This window comes from Kitasatospora sp. NPDC057512, from assembly GCF_042802135.1.
Lineage (GTDB): Bacteria > Actinomycetota > Actinomycetes > Streptomycetales > Streptomycetaceae > Kitasatospora.
This window is the reverse complement of record NZ_JBHVET010000066.1, coordinates 1-7,281: the sequence shown is the minus strand read 5'-3', so window position 1 is coordinate 7,281 and position 7,281 is coordinate 1. Positions and strand designations below refer to the sequence as shown.

General features: G+C 74.3%; 5 protein-coding genes. 1 reads left to right on the top strand and 4 read right to left on the bottom strand.

Going from position 1 to position 7,281, the window contains the following annotated elements; all coding sequences use genetic code 11:
* The 4 genes from ACFU6K_RS07445 to ACFU6K_RS07430 form a co-directional block, all read right to left on the bottom strand.
* Positions 1 to 844: AAA family ATPase (locus ACFU6K_RS07445; protein ID WP_380661441.1), on the bottom strand; the 844-nt coding region annotated here is incomplete at its 3' end.
* Positions 841 to 2,607, bottom strand: coding sequence for a trypsin-like peptidase domain-containing protein (locus ACFU6K_RS07440; protein ID WP_380661440.1), 1,767 nt, complete (start codon positions 2,605 to 2,607; stop codon positions 841 to 843). The genes ACFU6K_RS07440 and ACFU6K_RS07445, both read right to left, overlap by 4 nt.
* Before the next feature lie 6 nt (positions 2,608 to 2,613).
* A complete protein-coding gene (locus tag ACFU6K_RS07435) occupies positions 2,614 to 2,988 on the bottom strand; it encodes a CU044_2847 family protein (protein WP_380661438.1) in 375 nt (124 codons plus the stop codon).
* 124 nt (positions 2,989 to 3,112) lie between these two features.
* A complete protein-coding gene (locus tag ACFU6K_RS07430; protein ID WP_380661437.1) occupies positions 3,113 to 3,778 on the bottom strand; it encodes a helix-turn-helix transcriptional regulator in 666 nt (221 codons plus the stop codon).
* A gap of 160 nt (positions 3,779 to 3,938) precedes the next feature.
* Between ACFU6K_RS07430 and ACFU6K_RS07425 the strand changes: the two genes are divergently transcribed.
* A complete protein-coding gene (locus tag ACFU6K_RS07425; RefSeq protein ID WP_380661436.1) occupies positions 3,939 to 7,229 on the top strand; it encodes a bifunctional cytochrome P450/NADPH--P450 reductase in 3,291 nt (1,096 codons plus the stop codon).
* The last annotated feature ends 52 nt before the right edge of the window (positions 7,230 to 7,281 follow it).

Sequence of the window (7,281 nt, the reverse complement as noted above, 5' to 3'; positions counted from 1 at the left end):
GTCGGCGGGCGTCGGCGTCGAGCTCGCCCAGGTGGGCTCGGACGATCTCCTCCAGCTCTTCCGGCCCCGGGCGGGTGAGCCGGAGGGTGACGCAGCGCCGCAGGAAGGCCGGGGGGAACTCCCGTTCGCCGTTGCTGGTCAGCACGACGAAGGGGAAGGCCCGGCAGCGGACCCGGCCGCGACGGACCGGCACCCGCAGGTCGGTGCCGTCGATCATCACCTCGGCCTCGGGGGTGGCGCGCGCGGCGCGCACCAGCTCGGGGATCTCGTACCGGCCGCCCTCCAGGATGTTCAGCAGGTCGTTCGGAAGGTCGAGGTCGCACTTGTCGACCTCGTCGATCAGCAGCACCCGGGGCCGCTCGTACGGCAGCAGTGCGGTGCCGAGCGGGCCCAGCCGCAGGTGGTCCTCGACCGCCTCGCCCGGTGCGGGCCCGTGCGGTCCCGTGCCGGCGGCCCGGCTGGCCGCGTACAGCCGGGACAGCGGGTCGTAGCTGTACAGCCCGTCCTCCAGGGTGGTGCGGCTGGTGATGTTCCACCGCAGCACCGGACCGAGCGACAGCTCGCGTGCCACGGCGTACGGCAGGCTGGACTTCCCGCTGCCGGGCGGGCCGGTGACCAGCAGCGGGCGGCGCAGGTAGAGGGCGGCGTTGACCAGCTGGACGGTCGCCGGGGTGGGCCGGTAGGTGCGCGCCCGGTGGTGGTGCTCGGGGGAGGCGTCCGACTCCTCCTGTGGCGGGGCGAGGGCCGGCCCTCCGTCGAAGGTGCGCCAGGGCGGCGGGGCGGGCAGACGCCGGATGCCGTCGTGCGGTTCCGAGGCGCCGGTGAAGACGGGCCAGAGGGTCATGCGGGTCCTCTCCAATGCTCCTGGTCGACCGGCGACAGCCGGTAGCCGCCCGGCTCCGGGAAGCAGCGGGGGTCCTCCCACAGCAGGGTCAGTCCCCGGGCCCAGTGGGCCGGTTCACCGTCGTGGACGAAGGCGTCCCTGCGCAGCGCGTGCACGTACTCGGGCAGCTCGGCCGGTGAGACCGAGGCGAGCTGCTCGGAGAGCCGGTCGAGGAAGCTGCGGCCGGCGCAGCCGTCGGCCGTGCCGGGCCCGTGGACGCCGGTACAGCCGGTGCGGGGCCAGACGACGATGGGTACGGCGGCGTTCAGGCTGGCGGCGAGCAGTCGCCTGGTCTCGGCCAGCTTCGGCGGCCGGCCGAAGCCCACCGGGTGGTGGGTCGAGCCGAGTCGGACGGTCAGCCGGTCCGCGGCGTGGGTGGTTCCGCAGTCGATCCGCTGGACGACGGAGGTGCTGAGCCGGTCCAGGCTCTCCCACTTCTGGTGCAGTTTGAACTGCAGTGCGCCGCTGCGCCGCCGGTCGATGTCCATCAGCACGACGGGGGAGAAGCAGCCGAGCGGTGTGCTGTCGTCCTTGGCCCGGTGCCATTCGTCGAGCGGTTGGTTGAGCCACTCCCGGGGGACGGCGAAGGCGATCAGGGCGCTGCCGTGGTGGTCGAGTTCGTGGAACGCGGCGTCGATGTGGGAGACCACGAAGTCGCGGATCCGGGCCTTCGGCAGCGTCCGGGTGCCGACCAGGTGCCGGTGGCCGTCGCGGAACGCGGAGATCTCGACCATGAACGAACCGGGCCCCGAGCCGCTGCGGTCGATCTCGACCAGGATCGGCGACCAGCGGGGCCGGTCCTGGGAACCCGCCGGCGGGGCGCCGGGCGTCGGCTGGTGCCGGCGCAGCCAGCGCCGGAGGTCGAGTTGCGCCACCGGGTCCTCCGTCCGCGCGGCGAGCGTCTCGACGAAGGAGCTGACCGGGCACCCGCCGGGCGCCGCGACGACCTCGGACATCAGGTACCAGGCGAGGTCCCAGTAGGAGTCGAACTCCCAGGAGGGGTGGGCCGGCCCCAGCGGGCCGACCGCCTCGGCGTACATGGCTTCGAGCTCCTCGGGCCGCGCGGCCTTGCCCAGTCCCACCAGGACGGTGCGTAGCAGGCGCTTGGACTCGGGACCGAAGCGGGGTGTGGGGATGAGGTCGGCGGCGGGCGGCCAGTGCCGGGCGAGGACATGGGCGGGGATCATCCGGCCGGTGCGGACCTCGGGGGACTTCGAGGCGGCGGAGACCATGCCCACGACCCGTCCGCTGCCCTCGACGGCGGCCGCCGCGCCGCTGAACCCGCGGGTCAGGGGCTGGCCGGTCGGCGTCCACGCCTCCAGTTGGACCCACTCGCCGGCGATCAACTGGCCGGCGGCGGCCCGGAACTCGGCGAGTGTGCCGCTGTCGTAGCCGCGCGGGAAGCCGTAGCCGAGCAGCTTCGGCGCCGGGTGGGCGTAGGCCTCACCGAGCTCGGCGAACCGGGCCGGCTCGATCGGGACGGCGGTGTCCAGGAGGAGGACCGCGACATCGCCCGGGTCGTCGACCTTCCCGGTCCAGCCGCCGCGCTCCACCACGGTCGCACCGACCGGATCGAGGTCCGGCCGTCCGGCGAACAGCACCTGCGCCCGGCGGTCGCGGGTGACCACGTGGGCGCAGGTCAGGACCTCACGGTCGCTGACGAGGAATCCGGACCCGGTCTCGCCGCCGCAGGTGATCTTCGTCTGCCAGGCTGCGGTGGGCACCTCGGGTCAGCTGTTCTCACCGTCGGGCTCGCTGTCCACCGGCTCCTGCTCCGCGGGCCGGCGCTGCTCGGGCTTCCAGGAGAGCTTCACCACCAGGTGCCCCTCCAGGCTGCTCTTGGCGATCACCGCGCCGGCCTCGGTGGTGAGTTTGACGCCGAACTCGATCTCGACGGTGTCGGGCTTCAGCCGGCCGTCGCGGAAGACGCTCAGCGCCGACTCGGCCGCACTGTGGATGCCCTGCAGGGCGTGTTCGAAGGTGCGGCCGGCCTGGGTGATGGCGCCGTCCCCGCGGGCGACCAGTTCGAGGCCGGGCCCCTCGTCGTCGACCTCGACGACCACGTTCGCGCCGCTGTCGGTCCGGAATGCGACCAGCGAATCCAACGGATCCCCCCTGTTCAGGCCTGAACCCCGTACGTACGTCGGACAGTATGCCGGTTCCTCGGCCGTACGGTCAGCCCGATCCGAATCATGAAACCCTCTTCCCTGTAACAGTTGTGACGTCAAGTCACTCGGAGTCGGCGGGCTGGGGCGGCCAGGTGTCCGGGGCCAGGACGCCGGTGGTGTAGGCGCGGGCGACCAGGGCGGTGCGGTTGGGGACGCGCCAGCGGCGGGAGAGCCGGGCCAGGTGGTAGTTGACGCCGTCCGGGGTGATGCCGAGCGCCCGGGCGATCTGCGCGGTGGTGTCGCCCCGGGCCGCGGCGGCGAGGATCCGGGCCTCGACCGGGCTGGCCTCGGCCCGGGGGCCGGGCGGTGGGGCCGCGGGCTCCGCCGCCTGTAGCGACAGCAGGAGGTTCGGGGTCTGCTCCGGGGTGTCGCTGACCAGGTCGACGGTCATCTCGCCGTGCCGCTCACTGCCGCCGGCGGGCGTCCAGGAGACCCGGGCCGGGTACTGCGAGCGGCGGTGCAGCCGGACGGCCTCGGTGAGCGCCTCCAGGGTGCCGGTGTCCCGCAGGGTGAAGAACTCCAGAATCCTACGGTGGCGCAACTGGCCCGGCAAGCAGCCGAATTCGGCCGCCATCGCGCGGTTGACGATCAGGATCCCGCCGCCGAAATCGCACACCGCGATGGGCATCGGCACGTGGTCCAGCAGCCGCAGCGCGCGGTTGCGCCAGATCACCGCCGGATCCAGGCGGCCGCTCGGCAGGGGGGCGCAGTCCTCGGTCGTTCGCATCGGTGGTTCTCCTCTCCGGGGTCAGGGCTGACGGTTCGTGGGCAAGCCCGTCACCGCCCCTGGTACTACACAATCATGTAGTGATCGGGGTCGGACCTTCCCCCCGGTGGGCTCACAGTGGTGGAAGACCGAAGTTTCCTGCCGTGGGAGGGGCACAGCGATGACCGAGACTATGGAGAGCGCGGCCGCGGGCCAGTGGACGGCCGGGGGTGAGGGGCCGGGCGGGGCCGGGAACGGCCGGGCCGTCCCCCTGGTGGACATCTCGTCGGCGCCGCCGCTCGCCGCCCCGATGCTGCGCACCATGGAACTGGCCAGAGAGCACGGCCCGGCCTTCGTCCAGCGGCTGCACGGCCGGGACAGCCTGATCGTCAGCGGGCTGGAGCTGGTCGAGGAGCTCGCCGACGAGACCCGGTTCACGAAGTCGATCGGCCCGGGCCTGGAGAACGTCCGCCAGTTCACCGGCGACGGCCTGTTCACCGCCTACAACGACGAGCCCAACTGGGCCCGGGCGCACGACATCCTGACGCCCGCCTTCGCGCTCGGCTCGATGCGCACCTACCACCCGGTGATGCTGCGGGTGGCCCGCCGGCTGGTCGACTCCTGGGACCGCCGGGAGGCCGCCGGACTGCCCGTGGACGTGCCCGGCGACATGACCCGGATGACCCTGGACACCATCGGACTGGCCGGCTTCGGCTTCGACTTCGGCTCCTTCGAGCGGGACGAGCCGCACCCCTTCGTCGAGGCGATGGTGCGCTGCCTGGCCTGGGCGATGAACAGGCTCACCCGCGACCCGGAGGCCGACCACGGCGAGAGCGACACCGCCTTCCGGGCCGACGCCGACTACCTGGCCGCCGTGGTGGACGAGGTGATCGCCGCCCGCTCCGCGGAGGGCGCCGCCGCGGAGGGCGCCGCCGCGGAGAGCGCCGCCGGGGAGGGCGCCGCCGGGGAGGGCGAGCAGGCCCCGGCCGAGGACCTGCTCGGCCTGATGCTCGGCGCGGTCCGCCCCTCGGACGGCACCCGGCTGGACGCCGAGAACATCCGCAACCAGGTGATCACCTTCCTGATCGCCGGCCACGAGACCACCTCGGGCGCCCTCTCCTTCGCGCTGTACTACCTGGTCAAGCACCCGACGGTGCTGCGCCAGGTGCAGCGGGAGGTGGACGAGCTCTGGGGCGACCAGACCGACCCGGAGCCCTCCTACGAGGACGTCGGACGGCTGCGCCACACCCGCCAGGTGCTCAACGAGGCGCTGCGGCTGTGGCCGACGGCGCCCGCATTCAGCCGGGAGGCCCGCGAGGACACCCTGCTCGGCGGCCGCATCCCGCTGCGCGCCGGGGAGACCGTCTTCGTCTCCACGCCGATGCTGCACCGCGACCCGGCGTGGGGCGACAACCCGGAGCTGTTCGACCCGTCCCGGTTCGACCCCGAGTGCGAGGAGGCCCGCTCCCCGCACGCCTTCAAGCCCTTCGGCACCGGCGAACGCGCCTGCATCGGACGGCAGTTCGCGCTGCACGAGGCCGTCATGCTGCTCGGCATGCTGGTCCACCGCTACCGGCTGATCGACCACACCGACTACCGGCTGACCATCAAGCAGACGCTCACCATCAAGCCCGACGACTTCACCCTCGGCCTCGCCCGGCGCACGCCCGGCCGGGCCGCGAACGCCTCCGGTGCCGCCGCCACTGCCACTGCCACCGGCACCGGCACCGGCACCGCCGAGCGGTCCGGGACGGCCGGGCGGGTCCGCCGGGGGACCGGGCTGCTGCTCCTGCACGGCTCCAACTACGGCGCCTGCCGGGAGTTCAGCCGACAGCTCGCGGAGGCCGCCGCCGACCTCGGCTGCGAGACGGAGACCGCCCCGCTGGACGCGTACGCGGACGGGCTGCCCACCGACCGGCCGGTGGTGATCACCGCCGCCTCGTACAACGGGCAGCCGACCGACGACGCGGCCCGGTTCGTCCGCCGGCTCCAGGAGACCGGAGAGGGGCGGGAGGGCGGGACGGCCCACGGCGTCGAGTACGCGGTGCTCGGCATCGGCGACCGCACCTACGCCGCGACCTACCAGCGCGTCCCGGCGCTGATCGACGACCGGCTCGAAGCGCTCGGCGGCACCCGGCTGCTGGCCCGCGCCGAGGCCGACGCCTCCGGCGACCTGGCCGGCACCGTACGGCAGTTCACCGCCGCGCTGCGCGAGACCCTGCTGGCGCGCTACGGGGACGCCGACGCCCCCGCCGAGGCGCGGCCGGCGGCCGCCTTCTCGGTGACCGAGGTGACCGGCGGCCCGCTGGCCGCGCTGGCCGCCCGGCACGGCATGGCGGAGCTGACCGTCACCGCCGTCGGCAGCCTGACCGACCCCGCCTACCACCGGGTCAAGCGGCTGGTCCGGCTGGCCCTGCCGGAGGGCACCGGATACCGGACCGCCGACCACCTCACCGTGCTCCCGGCCAACGACCCGGTGCTGGTCGAGCGCGCCGCCAAGCTGTTCGGCGCCGACCTCGACACGGTGCTGGGCATCGTGGCGCACCGGCGCACCGGACCGGCCGTCGACCGCCCGCTGACGGTGCGCGAACTGCTCACCCACCACGTCGAGTTGCAGGACCGGCCGAGCGCCGAGCAGCGCGCCGCCCTGGCCGCGCTCAACCCCTGCCCGCCCGAGCAGGCCGCGCTGCGGGCGCTGCCCGAGGACGACCCGCGCACCCTGCTGGACCTGATCGAGGACCACCCGGCCCTCCAGGGGCGGCTCGGCTGGCCGGTGCTGCTGGAGCTGCTGCCGCCGATCAGGCCACGGCACTACTCGATCTCCTCCTCGCCCGCCGGCGACCCGGGCCGGGCGGAGCTGATGGTCTCGGTGCTCAGCGGGCCGGCCCGTTCGGGCCGGGGCACCTTCCGGGGCACCGGTTCCGGCTACCTCGACCGGGTGGCCGTCGGCGACACCGTGCTGGCCAGGGTCCAGCCCTGCCGGGAGGCGTTCCGGATCGGCCACCGCACCCCGGTGGTCATGATCGCGGCCGGCACCGGCCTGGCGCCCTTCCGGGGTGCCGTCGCCGACCGCCGGGCGCTGCTCGCCGAGGGGGCCGGGCTCGCTCCGGCGCTGCTGTACTTCGGCTGCGACGACCCGGACGCGGACTACCTGCACCGCGGTGAGCTGGAGGCGGCCGAGCAGGCCGGCGCGGTCTCGCTGCGGCCCGCCTTCAGTGAGCGGCCGCGGGACGGGCGGCGCTACGTGCAGGACCGGATCGCCGCCGAGGCGGCCGAGGTCTGGGAGCTGCTCGAAGCCGGCGCCGAGGTGTACGTGTGCGGCGACGGGGCCCGGATGGCGCCGGGCGTCCGGGAGGCCTTCCGGACGCTGTACCGGGAGCGCGTCCCGGGCGCGGACGAGCAGCGGGCGCAGGCCTGGCTGCAGGGGCTGATCGAGGCCGGGCGGTACGTCGAGGACGTGTACGCGGGCTGACCGTTCGCCCCCCGTTCGGCCCCCGCTCGCCCCCTCGGACACGGCCGTGGGC

Bases quoted from the DNA above. Each gene is read 5' to 3' on its own strand.
- ACFU6K_RS07430 (WP_380661437.1), bottom strand. From the start codon at position 3,778: ATGCGAACGACCGAGGACTGCGCCCCCCTGCCGAGCGGCCGCCTGGAT.
- ACFU6K_RS07425 (WP_380661436.1), top strand. From the start codon at position 3,939: ATGACCGAGACTATGGAGAGCGCGGCCGCGGGCCAGTGGACGGCCGGG.